Origin of the sequence: uncultured Mucilaginibacter sp. (genome assembly GCF_903893715.1) — a bacterium.
GTDB lineage: Bacteria > Bacteroidota > Bacteroidia > Sphingobacteriales > Sphingobacteriaceae > Mucilaginibacter.
The window spans coordinates 18,888-38,509 of record NZ_CAITNG010000073.1 but is presented as its reverse complement, the minus strand read 5'-3'; the positions used below and the strand labels follow the sequence as shown (position 1 = coordinate 38,509).

The 19,622-nt window shown below is 44.5% G+C and carries 20 protein-coding genes; 13 read left to right on the top strand and 7 right to left on the bottom strand.

All coding sequences use genetic code 11. The features are described from left to right. Positions 1-7 precede the first annotated feature (7 nt). Positions 8-1,246 (bottom strand): nucleoside recognition domain-containing protein, encoded by a 1,239-nt coding sequence (locus QZX97_RS09025; protein WP_295648290.1) that lies wholly within the window; start codon positions 1,244-1,246, stop codon positions 8-10. Between the two features lie 173 nt (positions 1,247-1,419). Here QZX97_RS09025 and QZX97_RS09020 point away from each other — a divergent pair, with 173 nt between their 5' ends. The 9 genes from QZX97_RS09020 (at position 1,420) to QZX97_RS08980 (ending at position 7,839) form a co-directional block, all read left to right on the top strand. Further along, positions 1,420-1,836 (top strand): DUF3052 family protein, encoded by a 417-nt coding sequence (locus tag QZX97_RS09020; protein ID WP_295648292.1) that lies wholly within the window; start codon positions 1,420-1,422, stop codon positions 1,834-1,836. Between the two features lie 57 nt (positions 1,837-1,893). After that, complete coding sequence (locus QZX97_RS09015; RefSeq protein ID WP_295648295.1) at positions 1,894-2,379, top strand: hypothetical protein; 486 nt, start codon at positions 1,894-1,896, stop codon at positions 2,377-2,379. 65 nt (positions 2,380-2,444) lie between these two features. Beyond that, the gene (locus tag QZX97_RS09010) at positions 2,445-2,942 is read left to right on the top strand and encodes a DUF6141 family protein (protein ID WP_295648296.1); all 498 of its coding nucleotides are present in this window, start codon (positions 2,445-2,447) and stop codon (positions 2,940-2,942) included. Between the two features lie 92 nt (positions 2,943-3,034). Then, on the top strand, positions 3,035-3,172 hold the full coding sequence (locus QZX97_RS09005) for a hypothetical protein (protein WP_295648298.1): 138 nt from the start codon (positions 3,035-3,037) through the stop codon (positions 3,170-3,172). After that, a complete protein-coding gene (locus tag QZX97_RS09000; protein ID WP_295648301.1) occupies positions 3,165-3,479 on the top strand; it encodes a hypothetical protein in 315 nt (104 codons plus the stop codon). Before QZX97_RS09005 ends, QZX97_RS09000 begins: the two co-directional genes overlap by 8 nt. Positions 3,480-3,820: 341 nt before the next feature. After that, positions 3,821-4,252, top strand: a complete 432-nt coding sequence (locus QZX97_RS08995) for an OsmC family protein (protein WP_295664580.1) — start codon at positions 3,821-3,823, stop codon at positions 4,250-4,252. A 23-nt stretch (positions 4,253-4,275) separates the two neighbouring features. Beyond that, complete coding sequence (locus tag QZX97_RS08990; RefSeq protein ID WP_295664579.1) at positions 4,276-5,454, top strand: aminotransferase class I/II-fold pyridoxal phosphate-dependent enzyme; 1,179 nt, start codon at positions 4,276-4,278, stop codon at positions 5,452-5,454. A 340-nt stretch (positions 5,455-5,794) separates the two neighbouring features. Continuing rightward, the gene (locus tag QZX97_RS08985) at positions 5,795-7,195 is read left to right on the top strand and encodes an OmpA family protein (protein WP_295652922.1); all 1,401 of its coding nucleotides are present in this window, start codon (positions 5,795-5,797) and stop codon (positions 7,193-7,195) included. 95 nt (positions 7,196-7,290) lie between these two features. Then, on the top strand, positions 7,291-7,839 hold the full coding sequence (locus tag QZX97_RS08980; RefSeq protein ID WP_295664578.1) for a glycosyl hydrolase 108 family protein: 549 nt from the start codon (positions 7,291-7,293) through the stop codon (positions 7,837-7,839). Here QZX97_RS08980 and QZX97_RS08975 read toward each other — a convergent pair. The 4 genes from QZX97_RS08975 to QZX97_RS08960 form a co-directional block, all read right to left on the bottom strand. Beyond that, entirely contained in the window at positions 7,836-8,501 is a 666-nt protein-coding gene (locus QZX97_RS08975; RefSeq protein WP_295652917.1) for a hypothetical protein, read from the bottom strand. The two genes, QZX97_RS08980 and QZX97_RS08975, sit on opposite strands and share 4 nt — an antisense overlap. Before the next feature lie 5 nt (positions 8,502-8,506). Further along, the gene (locus QZX97_RS08970; RefSeq protein WP_295652915.1) at positions 8,507-8,833 is read right to left on the bottom strand and encodes an MmcQ/YjbR family DNA-binding protein; all 327 of its coding nucleotides are present in this window, start codon (positions 8,831-8,833) and stop codon (positions 8,507-8,509) included. Beyond that, positions 8,826-9,053, bottom strand: a complete 228-nt coding sequence (locus QZX97_RS08965; protein WP_295652914.1) for a hypothetical protein — start codon at positions 9,051-9,053, stop codon at positions 8,826-8,828. The genes QZX97_RS08970 and QZX97_RS08965 overlap by 8 nt, the downstream gene beginning before the upstream one ends. A gap of 150 nt (positions 9,054-9,203) precedes the next feature. Continuing rightward, a complete protein-coding gene (locus tag QZX97_RS08960) occupies positions 9,204-9,791 on the bottom strand; it encodes an acetate uptake transporter (protein WP_295652911.1) in 588 nt (195 codons plus the stop codon). Positions 9,792-9,911: 120 nt separating this feature from the next. Between QZX97_RS08960 and gpmA the strand changes: the two genes are divergently transcribed. After that, entirely contained in the window at positions 9,912-10,601 is a 690-nt protein-coding gene (gene gpmA / locus QZX97_RS08955) for a 2,3-diphosphoglycerate-dependent phosphoglycerate mutase (RefSeq protein WP_295652908.1), read from the top strand. A gap of 195 nt (positions 10,602-10,796) precedes the next feature. Here the strand turns inward: gpmA and QZX97_RS08950 are convergent, their stop codons facing one another. Next, positions 10,797-12,866, bottom strand: coding sequence for a M13 family metallopeptidase (locus tag QZX97_RS08950; protein ID WP_295652906.1), 2,070 nt, complete (start codon positions 12,864-12,866; stop codon positions 10,797-10,799). Positions 12,867-13,204: 338 nt separating this feature from the next. Here QZX97_RS08950 and QZX97_RS08945 point away from each other — a divergent pair, with 338 nt between their 5' ends. Both QZX97_RS08945 and QZX97_RS08940 read left to right on the top strand, forming a co-directional pair. Continuing rightward, the gene (locus QZX97_RS08945) at positions 13,205-15,877 is read left to right on the top strand and encodes a valine--tRNA ligase (RefSeq protein ID WP_295652903.1); all 2,673 of its coding nucleotides are present in this window, start codon (positions 13,205-13,207) and stop codon (positions 15,875-15,877) included. 109 nt (positions 15,878-15,986) lie between these two features. After that, positions 15,987-17,807 carry a response regulator gene (locus QZX97_RS08940; RefSeq protein WP_295652898.1) on the top strand — a complete coding sequence of 607 codons (1,821 nt, stop codon included), beginning with the start codon at positions 15,987-15,989 and terminating at the stop codon, positions 17,805-17,807. Here the strand turns inward: QZX97_RS08940 and QZX97_RS08935 are convergent. After that, positions 17,795-18,256: a type I restriction enzyme HsdR N-terminal domain-containing protein gene (locus QZX97_RS08935; RefSeq protein WP_295652894.1), complete on the bottom strand. Its 462-nt coding sequence runs from the start codon at positions 18,254-18,256 to the stop codon at positions 17,795-17,797. The two genes, QZX97_RS08940 and QZX97_RS08935, sit on opposite strands and share 13 nt — an antisense overlap. 124 nt (positions 18,257-18,380) lie before the next feature. Between QZX97_RS08935 and holA the strand changes: the two genes are divergently transcribed. Next, on the top strand, positions 18,381-19,403 hold the full coding sequence (holA, locus tag QZX97_RS08930; protein WP_295652893.1) for a DNA polymerase III subunit delta: 1,023 nt from the start codon (positions 18,381-18,383) through the stop codon (positions 19,401-19,403). Positions 19,404-19,622: the final 219 nt, after the last annotated feature.

Sequence of the window (19,622 nt, the reverse complement as noted above, 5' to 3'; positions counted from 1 at the left end):
TTTTTTATTATCCAAAAAACAAATATCCTACAAATATGGCGGCAATTACACCTGCCAGGTCGGCAAGCAGGCCTGCCGGTATAGCGTAGCGCGAATTTTTGATACCCACCGAGCCGAAGTATAACGCCACGATATAAAACGTGGTATCGGCCGAGCCGTTAAAAATACAACCCATCCGGCCAACAAAACTATCCACACCAAAGGTTTTCATGTTGTCTATCATCATCCCTTTGGCGCCCGAACCGCTCAATGGTTTCAACACCGCAACGGGTAAACTGTCTACAAAACGGGTGTCGGTTCCAAAAAGGCTAAAAAACCAGCGCAGCCCGTCAATCAGGTAGCCCATTGCACCCGACGCACGGAAAACCGCGATGCCAACCAACATGGCCACTAAATAGGGGATGATTTTAACAATAGTTTCGAAACCGCCAATGGCGCCTTCTATAAAGGCCTCAAATATATTTACTTTTTTTATCAGCCCGCCTACGATAAACACCACCGGGATAAAAAATATCAACAGGTTGCTCGCCACGGTCGATATTTTGCTGATTTGGTCGTGGTTTAAAAAAAAGTGGAAGTAAAATACGATTCCTGCTATAAAAGTGGTCAATCCCAATAGCCAACTGATGATGACCCTATCCCACAAGTTGATTTTTTGTTTAATGGCCACGCCCAACATGCCCACGATGGTAGCCACATAAGTGGCGATGATGCAGGGGATGAACACATCCGTCGGGTCATGAGCGTTCAAAATGGCACGCTGCGCGATGATGCTGATGGGCAAAATGGTAAGCCCCGAGGTATGCAGCACCAAAAACATGATTTGCGCGTTCGATGCGGTGTCCTTGTTCGGGTTCAGTTCCTGCAAACTGCCCATTGCCTTCAAGCCAAGCGGGGTGGCGGCATTGTCCAGCCCCAGCATGTTTGCCGAAAAATTCATCATCATATTGCCCGTGGCGGGATGGTCTTTCGGTACTTCGGGAAACAGGCGGTGGAAGAACGGCCCTACAATGCGCGACAGGAAATTAATAGCCCCCGCCTTTTCACCTATCTTCATTATCCCCAGCCAAAAAGCCATGGTACCGATGAGCGGCAGGGCGATATCCATTACCGAACCTTTACTGGCCGAAAACAAGGCCTCGTTTAATACCCTGAACGAATCCGTATCGCCAAAAAATACCAGCTTGATGAGCGCGATAACAAACGCGACGATAAAAAATGCGACCCAGATATAATTTAATGCCATAAGGTTTTTTGTTGAACAAGTATACGTTTTTTGAGCCGAAAGCCGAAAGCGCAAAGCCGAAAGCTCTTTTTGTTGTGTATTTTTATTGCGATATTTAAAAAACAATTGCTTGCGCTCGTTTTGCAACGAGCGCTTAACATGGGTTAGCGTTTGCAACGCGAATTGAAAAAACGATGGCACAAACCGCAGGATATTCAGGAACTCCGTTGGCAAAAAAGCTCGGCATAAAACCCGGTTTTAAAGTAATGCTCGTCAACGCCCCCGAGCATTACCTCAACCTCTTTACCGACCTGCCGCCCGACACCATTTTTACACAAAACCTGGCTGAACTGAAGGATGTCATCCATTTCTTCGTAAATGATAAAGCCGAATATACCGTGCAACTCCTAAAGCTTAAACCCCAAATGGTACAAAACGGCAGCATCTGGGTATCATGGCCCAAAAAAGCCTCCAAAATACCCACCGATATTACCGAAGACTTCATCCGCAACCACGCGTTGGAAAATGGCTTGGTTGATGTAAAAGTTTGCGCTGTTGATGAGGTTTGGAGCGGGTTGAAGTTGGTGATCAGGTTGAAGGATAGGGTGTAGTGGCAGGATTTGGTGACAGTAGCAGATTATTAAAAAGGAATATTTTAGTTGTCAATTATGAAACGTTTAATTTCATTTATTTTTTTTACGGCGTCTCTCAATTGTGTTAGTTTGGCACAAGTGAGGCGTGCGTCTGACACAAATAAATTAACAAACGACACTTTAGTTAGAAAGCACCATGTAATTAGTGTGGTTCTATTGCCTCCCAGTAAGGAATGGCAGAGAAAAGGTGCAATTACCGACTTGCTTGCTCAATCAGGAAAAAAAATTACAGAATGTGTTTCTTTCAGCGGTGGGAAAGTTGACACTTCGGGGACTACTTTTTTATATTTTGGAGATAAGTATCCTGACCAATGGTTAACAATTGTTATTAGTGAAAAAGACAGGAAAAAATTTAAAATCGTTCCCGAAGTCGCATTTGTAAATAAGGAATTATGCATAACCGGTATTGTTTATAACAACAAAGGCAATCCTGAAATGAGGATTACTAATCCCAAACAAATGGAAATTGTATTTACGTACCCGACAGATACCATTAAATAGAATTGGTATTCTATGCATGATGAGTTCATTTTCTTTACCTTGTCCCCGCAATCTTAACCACATAAATGAGCGACCCCCAATTTACCGAAACGCAACAATTCCGCTCGGGCGGGATCAATTTTATTTATGCCTTTTTGCTGGCATTGATCGGGTTGATGCTCTATGGCGATTACAGGCAGGTGTTTTCCGGCGCTGCGTCTACCCATAAATCGGTGCCGGACGGCGCTCTCATCGGCCTGACCTTGTTTTTGATAGTGATAGTCGTACTGTTTTACAGCACAAAATTGGTTACAGTAATCAACACCGAAGGTGTATTTTACCGCTGGGGGCCATTTAAAACCAGCCTCACCAAATTTGCGTGGGCGGATATCGCCACTGCCGAAGTGAAGAAGTTTGATTTTCCGGGCTGGGGCGTGCGTTACACAGGTGATGGCACCATGCACAACATCAAAGGCAATACAGGGCTGCATATCACCCTCAAAACCGGCGATAAACTCATCTTCGGCACACAAAAACCTGATGAGTTAGCTGCCGCTCTAAAGCAATATAAGACGAAGGCTTAGTATGGATTCTTGCGCTCGTTTGCAACGAGCGCTTTACAGGGCCCAGCGTTTGCAACGCCATCAATTACAAATTGGAAATAAAAATAACTACAATGCAAAAGCCTATTCTCGATATCGATCAGATCATCCAGAACTTTCTGATAATCCTCATCACCAACGATATCGATTGGGAAGCAAAACCATCGCCCCAAGGCTGGTCGAAAAAAAGAAATATTAGGCCATTTGATTGATAGCGCCCAAATCAACCTGCAACGCTTTGTGCGCTGCACCTACGAGCAAAACTTTAAACTGGTTTACGCGCAAGACGAATGGGTAGCCACACAGCGCTACAACGAAGCCAAAGCCGAAGACCTGCTTACCCTTTGGCGCCTGCTCAATAAACAAATAGCCCGCGTACTGCTCAACTACCCCGTGCAACAACTCCAAAACACCTGCGATACCGGCAAAACCGAAGTATCGCTGCGTACAGTCGAATGGCTGGCGAATGATTATGTGAAACATATGGAGCACCACCTGGAGCAAATAATCTTAGCATAAAAAATCCCCTTACCACGCACTATGGTAAGGGGATAAACCTTAACTAATTTTGAACAAACTCTACAAGGATGTATACGGGCGCAATTGTATGAAGGTTGCCCGATATTGAAAAAACAATCGGGAACAATGAGTCAAGAATCAAGTCCCGATAGCTATCGGGACAGGAATCAAGACAAAAAAAGCGATCGGCTTAGTACCTCCGTGCCTTGGTGGCAAAAAAATAACCACTCACAACTCTCCGCTCACCACTCACCAATAAACCATATTACATTCCCCCTACAAAACCCTGTTTAAATACCCCGAATAAATGCATAACTTCGCGGCTTAATAACAAATATAATATGGTTACCATTGAATTGGAGCGCAAAAAAGGCGATTACGGCTTTGAAGCGAAGGATGAGAACGGGCACATCGTCCGTATGGACAGCAACCCCGCTAACGGTGGTTGGGATTTTGGCGTTCGCCCGATGCAAATGTTGTTGATGGGCCTTGGCGGCTGTAGCGGTATCGACGTCATCAGTATCCTGAAAAAGCAACGCCAGGAAGTAAAAGACTATAAAATGGTTGTCCGTGGTGAGCGCGAGCAAGGTAAAGAACCATCATTATGGAAAGATATTGAAGTAGAGTTTCATATTTATGGCGATGTAGATAAAGACAAAGCCGAACGCGCCGTTGAGTTATCCATGAACAAATATTGTTCGGTAGCCGCCACGCTGATGGGTGCCGGAACCACCATCAAATCAAAAACTTTTGTGCACCCGGTGCATGTTTAATTTGTATTATAGCATACCATATAATGTCCGATAATTTAGATCCTATAAGCCAGGCCATACGCATACAAACACCGCGTACACAGCAAGGCGAACACAGTACCCCTTTATACCTCACCAGCAGTTTTTGTTTTGATGATGCCGAGGCCATGCGCGCAGCTTTCGCCGAAGAAAGCAGCGACAATATCTATAGCCGTTTCAGCAACCCCACGGTTGATGAGTTTACCGCAAAAATGGTGATGCTGGAAGGTGCCGATGCCGGTTTTTCAACCGCCAGCGGCATGAGCGCGGTGGTCGGCTCCATTATGGCGTTGTTGAAGAACGGCGATCACCTCATTGTAAGCAGCTCGATATTTGGTAATACCAATACATTCGTAAAAAAATACATGCCAAATTTTGGCATCACCTACGCCATGGTCCCTGCCGGCGATGAAGCCGCCTGGGAAGCTGCCGTGCGGCCGAATACCAAAATGGTATACCTGGAAACACCCACAAACCCGCAAATCGAAGTGCTGGACCTGGAGTGGATAGGTAAGTTCACAAAAAAGCATAACCTGATATTGAATGTTGACAATTGCTTTGCCACACCTATACTACAGAAACCCATCGATTTTGGTGCCGACCTGGTTATCCACTCTGCCACAAAATGGATTGACGGTCAAGGCCGTGTTTTGGGCGGTGTAGTGGTAGGCCGCGCCGACCTGATTCGCGAGATATACCTGTTTTGCCGCGTTACCGGGCCATCATTGTCGCCATTTAATGCCTGGGTTTTAAGCAAGAGTTTGGAGACCTTAGATGTACGCATGGAGCGCCACTGCGCCAACGCCCTCAAAGTTGCCGAAACATTGGAAAGCCACCCATTGATAAGCTTCGTAAAATACCCGTATTTACCAAGCCATCCGCAATATGCCATCGCTAAAAAGCAAATGAAAGCCGGAGGCGGTGTATTTTGTTTCGAGATAAAAGGTGGGGTAGAAGCAGGCCGTAAGTTTTTAAATGCTTTGGAAATGCTATCGGTAACAGCTAATCTGGGCGATACCCGTAGTATCTGCTCGCACCCGGCCAGCACCACGCATAGCAAACTCACCGAAGAGGAGCGCCTTGCCGTAGGTATTACCCCCGGCCTGATACGCGTATCAACCGGGTTGGAAAAGGTGAACGATATTATTGCCGATATACTGCAAGCGTTAGAAAAATCAGTTTAAGCAGGAGTTTCCATCTGCATCAAATACAATAAAAGCCGGGTATCAGACAATGATATCCGGCTTTTTGCTAATTCTGTATCTTATTCAGTACTATTTTATTAATCTGTGCCGTGCCACTTTCTGCCGGATACTTTTTTATTTTTCTGCGTTATATCTCACAAAAAGTTATCGCTAAATAGCTTGTTTAGCCCTGCCTAACAGCATTTTGCATCTTCTTATTGCTCAAAATAAATCGCTCCATTTTCAATCGTATCATGCCGATGCCAACAGCGCATGGCATCAATGTTGAATACCCGGGTGTAACGTCCGCTAAAATAATGGGGACAAAAAACATCATAAAATGGAAATTTCTTATAAAAAATCGATCTTATTGCTTTCAGGCCTATTGGCCGGAGGCGCATTGTTCGCGCAAACTCCCGACAGCGCGGCGACAAAAAATTATGTTGAGCCCTTTTCGCCCGGTTCGGCCTTCCGCACCTGGTCAATAGGCTTGGGTGCAGGCATTACATCGCCGTTCACCTTTATAGGCGGCAAGCAAGATTTCAGGAACCGTGGTACCGAGTTAGGCTACAGCGGTTATATCAAGGACCAGATATTACCATCTTTCGGCCTCGAAGCTGATTATTTTGGCGGTAAACTATCCGGTTCAGGCGCGCCTACGGGTATTGCAACAAGCCCTTACAGCTCTTTCAGCACGCAAATAGCCTGGTCGGCAGCATTGTCGGGCAATTTCACATTGGCCAATATCAACTGGCACCATAAAAAAGGTGCCATCCAGCCTTATGCTACTTTAGGTGGTGGCTATATGGATTTTACCCCAACGGTTTATAATGCGGCAGGTACAGCAGTCGCTGTAAATGCTTCATCAACTGAGTTTCGTGAGTTCTTTATTCCGGTAGGTTTGGGCTTAAAATTTGATATTGCGCCGGGCGTAAATTTAGATTTGGGTTACCAAATGAATTTTGTGCAATCTGATTTCGTTGATGGATATGCCGTTGGTAATACCTACGATAAATTCGCCTACGCACATGCCGGTTTAGAGTTTGCTTTAGGTTCAAAATCGAAACCACAGCTGGCTACACATAACCCGGTATCGTCAATGCGTTATGAGTATTTAATGAAAGCGCGTACTTTACAGGATGAGGTAGATAGACAACGCGAACAAAACGAAAGGCTGAAAGCCGATTTGGCGCGTACCAACGATAACCTGAACGCAACAAATGCTAACTTAACTGCCACAAACGCCAAATTGAACGATTTGACAAAAGACAGTGATGGTGATGGTGTTCCCGATTATTTTGACAAATGTCCTAATACACCGGCAGGTACAAAGGTTGACGGTTCAGGCTGTCCGCTTGTAAAACCTGAAAATGTAAAGGTTTACATCACCGAAGAAGACCGCAAAGTAGTTAAAGAAGCCATCAAGAACCTGGAGTTCGATTTAGGAAAAGCCACCATCCGCGCGCATTCATTGCCAAGTTTGGATAAAGTTGCCGACTTACTGATCAGTAAAAACTTCAGTTTGAAACTGGCCGGCCATACCGATAACACAGGTTCAGCAGAATTGAACATGAGGTTATCAAAAGATCGTGCCGAATCTGTTAAAGCTTATTTGGTAAGTAAAGGTGCAAATGCATCACGCATCGAAGCAACCGGTTACGGAATGACACAACCGATAGCAAGCAATAAAACAGCTGCCGGCCGTCAGGATAACCGTAGGGTTGAGTTTACCTTGTACTAAGATTAAAAAGATATAATATCAAAGCCATCCGGTAACGGGTGGCTTTTTTTGTTAGCAATTTCTTTATCTTTAGCCAAACCTAAGTAATATTTATCATGGCCGATTTTTATATTTCATATAAGCTTACAATGGCGATTGAAGGCGGTTACGCCAACAATCCTGCCGATACAGGCGGCGAAACTTTTAAAGGTGTTGCACGCAACGCAAACCCGCACTGGAGCGGCTGGGCAACTATCGATGCCATTAAAGCCACCCATCCTGCAAATTTGAACGCGGCTTTAAATGCCGATGCAAATCTGCTTGCCGAAATTATGCAGTTTTATCAGGTAAACTATTGGAACGTGAACCAAACAGGTTCTATCAACGATCAGCAAATTGCCAATCAGGTTTTTGATACTTCGGTAAATATGGGTACCGGGCGCGGCGCGCAGTTTTTACAGCAAGCTGCAGGTGTAACGGTCGACAGGCAAATCGGTCCGGCAACGCTGGCGGCGGTTAACAGCGCCAATCCGGAAACTTTGTATAACCAGTTCATCGCCTTGCGCAAGCAATATTACCTTAATATAATTGCAGCTAATCCATCTCAAGCCCAATTTAAAAACAGTTGGTTTAGCAGGCTTTGGCCTTATAATCCGGCAGCTTAAGCAGCCGGGCTGATTACATATTCTTTATCGCTTTTCAACCGGGCAATTGTTTTATTGGCCTGTTCAAACAAGCTTGTCCACGGCGAGGTATGTGCGCTGATGTTTTTCACATCTTCGGCAGCAACATAAATGCCCTTATTGGTGAGCAGGTAAAATTTTACCCTCCCGGTAGCGGGTATTGAAGTATCGTGCGCTTTGGTGGCTTTATCCAATAAGGGTTTGGCTTGTAATACCAATTGTATGGCATCGTTGTCGGCCTTTTTCTGTAGAGTTCCTCCATTGCTTTCGTAAAATACAGTCTTGCCGTTTTGGTAGCAGGCCAGTGTGGTAATCGCTCCGGCATTTTCCTGGTCTATAATGATGCCATAAACCACCTCCTTATCGCGCGGTATCTGGATGTTTAATTCGTTAGGCACAATGGTAAAGGCGTTCAGCCTTTGGTCGGCAAATTTATCTTGTTTGGGCATTCGTGTTTTTATCGGCTCCGAGGGCGCAGCAACAGCCTTTTGCCCCGATGCAGGTTGTGCTTTTGCAGAATCAGCTGACGAATCTTTAGCTACAGTGCCGGTTTCCGTATTTTCTTTCGAATGGTTACCGCAGGCAGTAAGGAAAATAACGGACACGAAAATTAAAGTACTTAATATTAGTTTGGAAGTTTTCATTAGGGTTATTTTGATTTACTTTTCGAAATGACTTTATTGTAGGCTGTCGCGAGGGCGTCGTTGAGTATTTCTTCGCCAACCTCATCAAGGGCTATATAGGTTGAGCCTTTCAGTCCCCATTTATTGGGAATAGGGTAGATGGCCGACCTGTCGAACGAGGAAAAAACATCCTGGTCAACCGGTGTCAGCATCACCACCGCGAGTCTTACAGCCTCATCCAACGTAGCGAAAATCTTTTTATTTACCCTGAACGATGTTTTATGAAAATGAGACTCCTCGTTTACGCCCGGAAATGCCAGCGCCATCTGCCTGAATGTTTCGGTATCAACCATTCTTATTTGCCTTAACCTCCTCGGTCGCTTCTTTTATTTTACGCCTGATGTCTTCCGGGAAATTGCTCACCATAAACTCGTGGCCGCTGGCCATCCTTATCCAAGAGAACTTATACTCCAGTACCGAAATACCAAAGGTCTCGATTCTTTCGGCATCAACGTTCACGGTATTGGCCACGCCGTTAACGCCTATCTCGCGCAATTCTATCCATTTTGCCATAGCAGGTGTGTGGTTGTGTTGGGGTAGCAAAAATAGATATTTAGGCGGGTTTGTTGCAAGGAGAAACAAAAAATGCCCTTAGAAAACCCAAGGGCATATATCATTTAAGATGAAAGACCACATCTTCCATCTTACGTTTTCCATCTTATATCAAGAAACCGGTCCAATCGGCAAAACAACCTTGCCGTAAACTTCGTTCAACACATTGGCAACACCGGTGTAAATAGCCAGCGCGCCGCACAGAATACCTTCATAACCGGCAATATGGCCTATATCTTCGCTGCCTGTACCATGCTCAGCTGCTAATAAAAAGAACAGGATAACCAACGTACCTAATACCAGTTGTAAGGCACGGCTCAATCTCAAAGTGCCAAAAAACAGGCATAGCGTAAATATCCCCCACATCAACAGGTAAGCCACCATCGATTTTTCGCTCGGTGCAGGCATCCAGCCCCACTTAGGCATCAATACCAGGCCTACCAGCGTGAGCCAGAAAAAACCGTACGAAGTAAAGGCAGTAAGCCCGAAAGTGTTATTCTTTTTAGCTTCGATGATGCCGGCGATAACCTGTGCCAGGCCGCCGTAAAAAAAGCCCATAGCCAATATCATGGGGCTCATTTCGATAATTCCTGCGTTTTTTAAGTTCAATAAAACAGTGGTCATGCCAAAGGCAAGCAACCCAAGCGGGGCGGGGTTCGCGGTGTTCTCTTTAAGCGAGACAATTTTTGTGTCTGTCATAATTTTTTTTAGGTTTGGTTTAATTGGTTATCAATACAATTGTGTTATTGACGCGATTAAAAGTAAATGTTTTTTAAAACAAAAACAACAAAAAGATATTTACCCAACAACAATAAACTCATGCAAAAATTAGTCTTGATTCGCCACGGCGAGAGCGTTTGGAACTTGGAGAACCGCTTTACCGGCTGGACGGACGTCGACCTGAGCCCCGCCGGCTACAGTCAGGCCAAAAGGGCAGGGGAGTTGCTTAAACAGCATGGCTATGATTTCGACATCGCTTTCACCTCGGTATTAAAACGTGCCATCAAAACGCTGCATATAGTTTTGGAAGAGGTGAACGGATTGTGGATACCCGAAGAAAAATCGTGGCGGTTGAACGAACGCTTTTACGGCGCCTTGCAGGGGTTGAACAAAGACGAGACCGCCAAAAAATACGGTGCGGAACAGGTACAAAAATGGCGCCGCGACCCAAACGAACATCCGCCTGCCCTCACAAAAGACGATGACCGTTACCCCGGCCACGACTCGCGCTACCATAACCTCAGCGAAAGCGAACTGCCCCTCACCGAAAACCTGGGCGAAACCATTAACCGGGTATTGCCTTTTTGGAACGATGCCGTTGTTCCCCAGCTGCGCGATAACAAAAAAGTCATCATCAGCGCTCACGGTAACAGTTTACGCGCATTGGTGAAATACCTCGACAAGCTAAGCGATGCCGAAGTAACCGCTTTGGAAATACCCACCGGTGTGCCGCTGGTTTATGAGTTGGATGAAGAGTTAAATAGTTTGCGGCATTATTACCTCACCTAAAATTAAATTTTGTCATTGCGAGCGCGAGCGTGGCAATCCCTGAGACGGGGAACCGACATGCACAGTTTGCCACCTTTCTCAGTGATTGCTTCGTTCCTCGCAATGATAAAAAACTAAACAAAAAGCCCGGCATAACCGGGCTTTTGTTTGATATATATCAGACCTCTGATTTCAGACATCCGACTTCTTTAAAACTTACCAAATCTTTATTCTGTCAGTAGGTGCTTTGTACATCTTATCGCCGGGTTTAACATTGAAGGCATCATACCAGGCATCAATATTAACCACAGTGCCATCGGTGCGGTATTTGCCGGGCGAGTGCGGGTCGGTAGTTAACTGCTGAGCCAAAGCCTCAGGACGCATCGTACCCCGCCAAACCTGCGCGAATGACAGGAAGAAGCGCTGGTCGCCGGTAAAGCCATCAATCTTAGGGTTGGTTTGGCCTTCTTTGGTTTTCTTGTAAGCCTCATAGGCTACGTTAATGCCACCAAGGTCGGCAAGGTTTTCACCTAAGGTCAGCTTGCCTTTAATGTGCATGGTGTCAACCGGGTTAAAGCCGTTAAATTCGTCCACCACTTTTTGGGTGCGGTTTTTAAATTCATCGTTATCCGCTTTTGTCCACCAGTTGCGCAATGTTCCGTCGCCGTCATACTGGCTGCCCTGGTCGTCAAAACCGTGGGTCATTTCGTGGCCTATCACCACACCAATACCGCCATAGTTAACGGCATCATCGGCACCAAAATCAAAGAAAGGGAACTGCAATATACCCGCCGGGAAAACAATTTCGTTACCGGTTGGGCTGTAGTATGCGTTAACGGTTGGCGGTGTCATGCCCCAACGGGTTTTGTCAACCGGTTTGCCTAATTGGCTAACACTGTAGTTGTAGCGCCAAACAGCAATGCGTTTTAGGTTGCCCGCATAGTCGTTACGGTCAATTTCTACGCCATCGTAATTTTGCCATTTGTCGGGGTAGCCAATTTTAACAGTAAAGGCAGCTAATTTTTTAAGCGCTTTATCTTTAGTTTCCTGGCTCATCCAGTCAACACGTTTAATACGGTCGCCCAGTGTAGCTTTCAGGTTGTTTACCAGGTTTACCATGTACTGTTTAGCGGCAGGGGTAAAATATTTTTCAACATACAATTGCCCCAATAACTCGCCCAAGCTGCCATCAACCTGGCTGCTCATGCGCTCGATGCGTGGCGTTTGCACCTTTTGGCCCGATAATACACTGCTGTAAGCAAAGTTGGCCTTCACAAAATCAGAACTTAACGAGCCTGCCGAACCCTTTAAAATTTCCCATTTAAGGTAAACTTTCCAATCATCAACAGGTGTCGATGTTAACATGGCATCGGCTACCTTAAAGAAAGCAGGCTGAGCTACGATCACGGTATCCTGGCCAGGCATTTTTAATGCAGGCAGCAATACGGTCCAATTTAAGTTAGGGGTAGTCTTACTAAAATCGGCAACCGAAAACTTGTTGTAGCTGGCATTAGGGTCGCGCATGGCTATGCGGCTTTTTTGCGCGGTGGCCAATGCTTTTTCTATGATGTAGACTGTATTGGCGTTTTTTTCTGCCTCTTCAGCACTCGACCCTGTCAAAGTAAACAGCGTAACCATATATTTATGATAAGCGGCCTGTATCTTCAAGGTGCGGGCATCGTCTTTCAAATAATAATCGCGGTCGGGCATAGTCGTACCACCTTGCCTAAACTCCACAATGTTTTTGGTAGGATGTTTTGAATCCTGGCCAACGCCAACGCCAAACAAGGCACCACCGCGGGCATTGACGCGTTCAAATACCATTTCGTCTATTACTTGCGGTAACGAGGCTATTTTGTTGATGCGCACCAAATCAGCTTTTATCGGATTATATCCTGCCTTTTCTATAGCAACACTGTCCATCCCGCTGGCAAATAAATCACCAACACGTTGCTTTAAGCTACCTTTAGGCAAACCTGGGGTAGTACTGACCTCTTTCAGCAAGCTGATGAGGTTTTTGTTGTTTTCATCGCGCAGGATGATAAAACTTCCCCAACTTGTTTTATCGCCGGGGATAGGGTTGTTTTTGGTCCATGTACCGTTGGCATATTCAAAGAAGTCATCCCCCGGTTTTACCGACAGGTCCATATTGGCTGGGTCAATATACTTTTTTGGTGGGGGATTGGTTGACTTAGGTTTGATTTTACCACCTCCATTGGCAGCAAAAACATTGGCCGACAAGCAAACCGCGCCTGCCAGCATTAAACTGGTGAACTTTATTTTCATGTGTTTTAGTTAATGAGTTCTTGAAATTACAAATGGCAAAGTGTTTTTGCAACCGGTTATAAGCTATAACCTAAAATAAATAAACCCGGTGAAAACTACGGTTTGCGCGTTTTTTGATATAAAACCTTAAAAAATAACTTTAAATACAGTTTTTGGGTCATTTGATAATACCAACGGCCATAATTATTAGGTGTAACAAATACGTTGCAATGTTGAATTTAAAAGAAACTACCCGACAGCTGTTGGTTAACCCTACGTAAACAAGATCTTCGACAAACCAAATTCGAAATCGAAAATCCGAAATCCGAAATCACAAAAAATCCCTATTTTTGCGGCATATGAGTATTTCTAAAACATATCAGCCCAAACAAGCCGAAGATAAATGGTACAGTTACTGGATGGAACAAGGTTTTTTCCGTTCGGTGCCCGATGAGCGCGAGCCTTATACCATTGTGATGCCGCCCCCAAACGTTACCGGCGTGCTGCACATGGGCCATATGCTGAACAATACCATACAGGATGTGCTGATACGCCGCGCCCGTATGCAAGGCAAAAATGCCTGCTGGGTACCCGGTACCGACCATGCCTCGATAGCCACCGAAGCCAAAGTGGTTGCCATGCTCAAAGAAAAAGGCATCAATAAAAAAGATCTAACCCGCGAAGAGTTTTTAAGCTACGCCTGGGAGTGGAAGGAAAAATACGGCGGAATTATACTGGAACAGTTAAAAAAGCTCGGCGCATCCTGCGATTGGGAGCGTACCCGCTTTACCATGGAACCCGACCTGAGCGAGGCCGTAATTGATACTTTTATCCACCTGTACAAAAAAGGACTGATATACCGCGGCGTGCGCATGGTAAACTGGGACCCGCAGGGGAAGACCGCCGTAAGCGATGAGGAGGTGATCCGTAGAGAGGTTAATCAAAAACTTTATTATATTAATTACAAAATAGTTGGAGTTGAAGGACATCTGACCATCGCAACCACTAGGCCCGAAACCATCATGGCCGATGCAGCAATATGCATCAACCCTAATGATGAGCGTTATTTTCATTTACATGGGAAGAAGGTTTTGATTCCGCTGATAAACCGGGAAATACCGGTGATACTGGACGAATACGTGACCATGGACTTTGGTACCGGCTGTTTAAAAGTTACCCCGGCGCACGATTTAAATGATTACGAGTTGGGTATAAAACATAACCTGCCCGTTATTGATATTTTGAATGATGACGGTACGCTGAACGAAAAGGCAGTCATCCTTATCGGAGAGGACCGCTTTGCCGCCCGTAAAAAAATAGCTGTGATGTTAGAAGAAGCCGGCGCTTTGGAGAAAGTCGAAGACTATAAATCGCAAATTGGCTTTTCAGAACGTACCAACGCTGTTATTGAGCCGAAGCTGTCCATGCAGTGGTTTTGTAAGATGGATGAAATGGCCAAACCCGCGCTCGACTATGTGCTGAACGGCGATATCAAACTCATCCCCGAAAAGTTTACCAATACCTACAAGTATTGGATGGAGAATGTAAAAGACTGGTGCATCAGCCGCCAGTTATGGTGGGGACAGCAAATACCGGCATGGTATTTACCAAATAGACAGTATGTGGTTGCGAAGACGGTTGAAGAAGCACTTGAAGAGGCTAAAAGCTTAAAGCTAAAAGCCGAAAGCGCCAATACTATGAACTATGAACTATTAACTATTAACGATCTTAAACAAGAAGAAGACGTTGTAGATACCTGGTTCTCGTCATGGCTGTGGCCGATATCAGTGTTCGATGGTTTTAAAAACCCGGATAATGCGGATATCAACTACTATTACCCCACCAACGACCTCATCACAGCGCCCGAAATCTTATTTTTCTGGGTAGCGAGGATGATTATGGCGGGGCACGAGTTTAGGGGAGCTTTGCCTTTTAAAAATGTGTACCTCACCGGTATCGTTCGCGATAAGCTGGGGCGTAAAATGTCGAAATCGCTGGGTAACTCGCCGGATGCGTTGGAACTGATCGAAAAATACGGTGCCGATGGTGTAAGGTATGGTATGTTGAAATCATCGCCTGCCGGTAACGACCTGATGTTTGATGAAGACCATTGCAAACAAGGCAGCGCCTTTGTCAATAAAATATGGAACGCGTTCAACCTCATTAAAGGTTGGGAAATTGATGAAAGCCTGAGCAGCATCAACAAAGTTTCAATCGATTGGTTTAGCGGTCGGTTTAACCAGGTATTGATTGATATTGATGGGCAGTTTAAACAGTACCGCCTTTCAGAAGCGCTGATGTCGGTATACAAGTTGGTGTTCGACGATTATTGCTCATGGTACCTCGAGATGGTAAAACCACCATACCAGCCGTTCGTAGAGAAGCAAAAAATCGATAAAGAAAGCTATTTGGCTACTTTGGCATTTTTTGAAAACCTGCTTCGGGTACTGCATCCTTTTGTTCCTTTTATTACCGAAGAACTGTGGCATGATGATTTGTTTGGCCCCCGTGCCGAAAAAGATTGCTGCATTGTTGCCAATTTGCCTGCCATTGGGGAAATTGATACCCAGCTGTTAACAGCCGTTGAAAATGTAAAGCAACTGGTTACCGAGGTACGTAACGTGCGCAACAGCAAGCAAATATCGCCCAAAGACAAACTGCCGCTAGCCATAAAAACCAATTCGGGTATTGATTACCCCTTGTTTGAGGCTATTATTACCAAGCTGGCCAATTTAGAGGCTGTAGAATACACTGGCGTTAAAATAAACGGCGCAAATGCCTTTTTGGTAGGTACTGATGAGTTTTTTATCGCTTTGGCTGACAATATTGATGTTGATGCCGAGCGCGAAAGGCTACTTGCAGAACTGGAATACCTCCAAGGTTTCTTAAAGTCGGTTAACGCCAAACTGCAAAACGAACGTTTTGTGCAAAATGCCAAACCCGAGATTGTTGAAAACGAACAAAAGAAAAAAGCCGACGCCGAAACCAAAATAGCCATCATCGAAGATAGCCTGTCTGCTTTGGCAAAGTAATTGTAATTCTATCTGTCACCATAATTTTTCTGTGCAAAATATTTGCATTGACAAATTATGGATTTTGACTATCTTTAGCTACTATATAATTTTAATTATCAATTGATTAATGAGCAACCGCGTAGGTTTTTTTAACTTATCAATAAACAACATCCTGTCCGATGATCTATCGATTATAGATCAGGCAAGGATACGTTTGGTTTATTATGGTTTGTTGCTTGCCATGATGGGTATATTGGTTATTTTACCCAATGCTTTTACCCAACATGATGATATACAATTGGTAAGCGCTTATTTCTTGTTGGGGGCGTTTGCCATCCTGTTTAAATACTTTACCTATAAGCCCGATTTTGTTTTTGTATCACATGCATTGCTCATCATTGGTACATTTTTCGAGTTGTTTAGCGTGTTCGTTACCTTTCAAAGTATCAACATCATCATTATACAACTAATCATCCTGATTATATTGTTCACGTTTTACATGCTGGGTACCAAATGGGGTACCATTTACTCGCTGGCCAATTTATTGCCGGTATTGGGCTACCTCATCTACAGCGATTTTAACAATACCTTACTCAGCATAAAACCCGAAAAAATAGATGGTTATACCATGATTGTTGGGTTGTTTTTTAATTTCATCCTCATCATGTTTATCCAGGGGCACTTTTATGCGGCCTTTGTTAAAAATATAAAAGAGCTGAAAGACCTGGCCGATTCGGAAAAACAACTGAACGAAAAGCTGGAAGTGGCCATGGTGAAATCCGAAAAATCATCGCAGGTACAGTCCGACTTTTTGTCGACTATGTCGCACGAGATACGGACACCGCTTAACGCCGTTATCGGGATGAGTAATTTGCTCATGATGGAAAGCCCGCGCCCCGACCAGAAAGAGAATTTAGAGATATTGCGCTTTTCGGCAGGCAACCTGCTCACGCTTATTAACGATGTGCTCGACTTTAACAAAATCGAATCGGGCAAAATTGCTTTCGAAAATATCAAGTTTAACCTGAGCGAACTGATGAACAACATTTGCGGCGGGCAGATGATGAAAGCCAGCGAAAAAGGATTGAACTTTCAACTGCATGTGGACGATTTTTTTAAATCGCGCTACGTTATTGGTGATCCAACCCGCTTATCGCAAATATTGTTTAACCTGGTAAGCAATGCCATTAAATTCACCACTAAAGGTGGCGTAAAAGTTAATGTTACCTGTGCGCAAGACAGATTGAACGAAGTAGTGGTCAGGTTTTCGATAAAAGATACAGGTATTGGTATTTCTGACGAAAAGGTAAATGCTATTTTTGAACCCTTCACACAGGAATCCATTACTACTACACGTCAGTTCGGCGGCACGGGTTTGGGCTTGGCCATTGTAAAACGCCTGCTCGAATTGCAAGGGGTAAATATTAGTTTAGTTAGCGAGGTAGGTGCCGGCTCAGAATTTTATTTCCTGATGACGCTACCTGTTTCATCAGAAGTGATTGTTACCGAAGAACCGGCCGCCAGAGTATTGGTTACCAATATGGACCGCAGCGATTACCGCTTGGCCAATATCCAGGTGCTAATTGCCGAGGATAACCCGGTGAATGTGATGCTGATGAAAAAGCTGTTCTCTAAATGGGGCATCACACCGGTTATAGCTGAGAATGGTGAACGTGCCATCGAACTTTTCCAGTATGGGAACTTCGATATCATCCTGATGGACCTTCAAATGCCGGTGATGGATGGTTTCCAGGCATCAAAAATTATCCGCAAAATGCCCGATCCGCGCAAAGCAAACGTACCGATTATCGCGTTGACAGCTTCTGCCTTGTTTGATATCAAAGACCGTGTTTATGAAGCCGGCATTAACGACTATGTTTCGAAACCGTTTAAACCGAACGAGTTGGTAGAGAAAATGATGACTTTGGTTACCCCTCAGGAAGCTTGATTGCTTGTGTAAGGCTCCAATTCAGGTATAAAATCGAAGCGCTCATTATCAAAATCGATTTTACAGTAATAGTGTTCCAGACCGTTGGTAACAGCTAACAACGGAACCCGGTGCACCCAGTTGTAGCGCGCTACCTGATCGAATACTTGTTGAGTTATTTTTACGGATGGAGCTTTGCACTCCACCAGTAAAATCTTTTCGCCTTTGTTGTTGAACAGTACGATGTCGGTTCGTTTTGGCTGCCCGTTCAGCTTTAGGCCTCCTTCCAGCTTTATTAACGACCGGGGGTAGTTCTTTTCCTTTATCAAATACTGTATAAAATGCTGGCGCACCCATTCTTCTGGCGTTAATAATATTTCTTTCTTGCGTATCTCATCAAATAAAAACAGCTGCCCATCGCGTTCCGTCAATTTAAAAGGGTGGGGAGGAAGATTTAACGGTTGTAGCATTTTAAGGAGTTGAAAGCCAAAAGTAAAGAATCAAAATAAGATATGGTTTAGATAAGCAAAATGTTAGGAATAAATCGAACATGCCGATAACTTTTGAGTTTTGAATTTTTACTTTTGACTTCATATGACAGCCCACGAAATATTAGCCGACCTGAGGAACCGTAAGTACAAACCATTGTACCTGCTTCACGGTGAAGAGCCATATTTTATTGATATTGTGAGCAACTATATCGAGCACAGTCTGCTAAGCGAGGCCGAGAAGGGCTTTAATCAAACGGTTGTGTATGGTAAGGATACCGACATAATGACCGTTTTAAACGCCGCCAAACGCTACCCTATGATGGCCGATTATCAGGTAGTACTTGTAAAGGAAGCGCAGGATATGAAATGGGGCAAAGAAGACGGCGACGGCAAAACTATCGACCCTTTGTTAAGTTACCTGGAGAAACCGCTGCCGAGCACTATATTGGTTTTCTGTTACAAATACGCCAAGTTCGACAAAAGAAAGAAAACCTATAAAGCCATTGATAAAAACGGATTGGTGTTCGAGTCTGTAAGCTTGGCCGATTATAAGGTAGCGGCATGGATAGAAGCTTTTGTAAAGGAAAAGAAATACCGCATTGGCGCTCAGGCAGCAGCTTTGCTGGGTGAGTATTTGGGTAACGACTTGTCAAAAATCGCCAATGAGATGGAAAAACTGATGCTGAACGTTAGCGCTGGTCAGGAAATTACTTCGAAAGAGATACAGGACAATATCGGTATCAGTAAAGAATATAACGTGTTCGAGCTGCAAACCGCCCTTGCACGTAGGGATGTAGTAAAGGTTAACCGCATCATCAATTATTTTGATGCCAATCAAAAAGCTAACCCACTGGTTTTGGTTTTTGGTAACCTGTACAGCTATTTCAGCAAGGTACTGCGATACCATTACGCACCTGATAAATCGCCTAACAGTATAGCCCGGGAATTAGGTATCAGTCCATATTTCGTTAGAGATTATGAGCAGGCAGCCCGTACCTTTAACTATGGCAAAACCATGCAGGTCATCGGCTTGTTGCGTGAGTATGATGTGAAGATAAAGGGTGTTGATAGCAATGCCGATAACGGTGAGCTGATGAAGGAGATGATGTTCAAGATATTGCATTAGTTGTTGTCAGACAAAGAAGCCGGCTTTCGGCTTGTCCGGTAAAGAGGGGTATTGTGAATTATACGACCAATTTTTAATTGTAAAATTATGTTAAATTCCAAAGCAATATTAGCAACCCCCGTTTGTAAATTATATATTTAACTCCAATAAAAACCGAACGGAGAAACTTGATGGAGACACGGAAAATTATATTAATTATAGCATTAATAATCGGCAGTG

Bases quoted from the DNA above. Each gene is read 5' to 3' on its own strand.
- QZX97_RS09025 (WP_295648290.1), bottom strand. From the start codon at position 1,246: ATGGCATTAAATTATATCTGGGTCGCATTTTTTATCGTCGCGTTTGTT.
- QZX97_RS09020 (WP_295648292.1), top strand. From the start codon at position 1,420: ATGGCACAAACCGCAGGATATTCAGGAACTCCGTTGGCAAAAAAGCTC.
- QZX97_RS09015 (WP_295648295.1), top strand. From the start codon at position 1,894: ATGAAACGTTTAATTTCATTTATTTTTTTTACGGCGTCTCTCAATTGT.
- QZX97_RS09010 (WP_295648296.1), top strand. From the start codon at position 2,445: ATGAGCGACCCCCAATTTACCGAAACGCAACAATTCCGCTCGGGCGGG.
- QZX97_RS09005 (WP_295648298.1), top strand. From the start codon at position 3,035: ATGCAAAAGCCTATTCTCGATATCGATCAGATCATCCAGAACTTTCTG.
- QZX97_RS08995 (WP_295664580.1), top strand. From the start codon at position 3,821: ATGGTTACCATTGAATTGGAGCGCAAAAAAGGCGATTACGGCTTTGAA.
- QZX97_RS08990 (WP_295664579.1), top strand. From the start codon at position 4,276: ATGTCCGATAATTTAGATCCTATAAGCCAGGCCATACGCATACAAACA.
- QZX97_RS08985 (WP_295652922.1), top strand. From the start codon at position 5,795: ATGGAAATTTCTTATAAAAAATCGATCTTATTGCTTTCAGGCCTATTG.
- QZX97_RS08980 (WP_295664578.1), top strand. From the start codon at position 7,291: ATGGCCGATTTTTATATTTCATATAAGCTTACAATGGCGATTGAAGGC.
- QZX97_RS08975 (WP_295652917.1), bottom strand. From the start codon at position 8,501: ATGAAAACTTCCAAACTAATATTAAGTACTTTAATTTTCGTGTCCGTT.
- QZX97_RS08970 (WP_295652915.1), bottom strand. From the start codon at position 8,833: ATGGTTGATACCGAAACATTCAGGCAGATGGCGCTGGCATTTCCGGGC.
- QZX97_RS08965 (WP_295652914.1), bottom strand. From the start codon at position 9,053: ATGGCAAAATGGATAGAATTGCGCGAGATAGGCGTTAACGGCGTGGCC.
- QZX97_RS08960 (WP_295652911.1), bottom strand. From the start codon at position 9,791: ATGACAGACACAAAAATTGTCTCGCTTAAAGAGAACACCGCGAACCCC.
- gpmA (WP_295652908.1), top strand. From the start codon at position 9,912: ATGCAAAAATTAGTCTTGATTCGCCACGGCGAGAGCGTTTGGAACTTG.
- QZX97_RS08950 (WP_295652906.1), bottom strand. From the start codon at position 12,866: ATGAAAATAAAGTTCACCAGTTTAATGCTGGCAGGCGCGGTTTGCTTG.
- QZX97_RS08945 (WP_295652903.1), top strand. From the start codon at position 13,205: ATGAGTATTTCTAAAACATATCAGCCCAAACAAGCCGAAGATAAATGG.
- QZX97_RS08940 (WP_295652898.1), top strand. From the start codon at position 15,987: ATGAGCAACCGCGTAGGTTTTTTTAACTTATCAATAAACAACATCCTG.
- QZX97_RS08935 (WP_295652894.1), bottom strand. From the start codon at position 18,256: ATGCTACAACCGTTAAATCTTCCTCCCCACCCTTTTAAATTGACGGAA.
- holA (WP_295652893.1), top strand. From the start codon at position 18,381: ATGACAGCCCACGAAATATTAGCCGACCTGAGGAACCGTAAGTACAAA.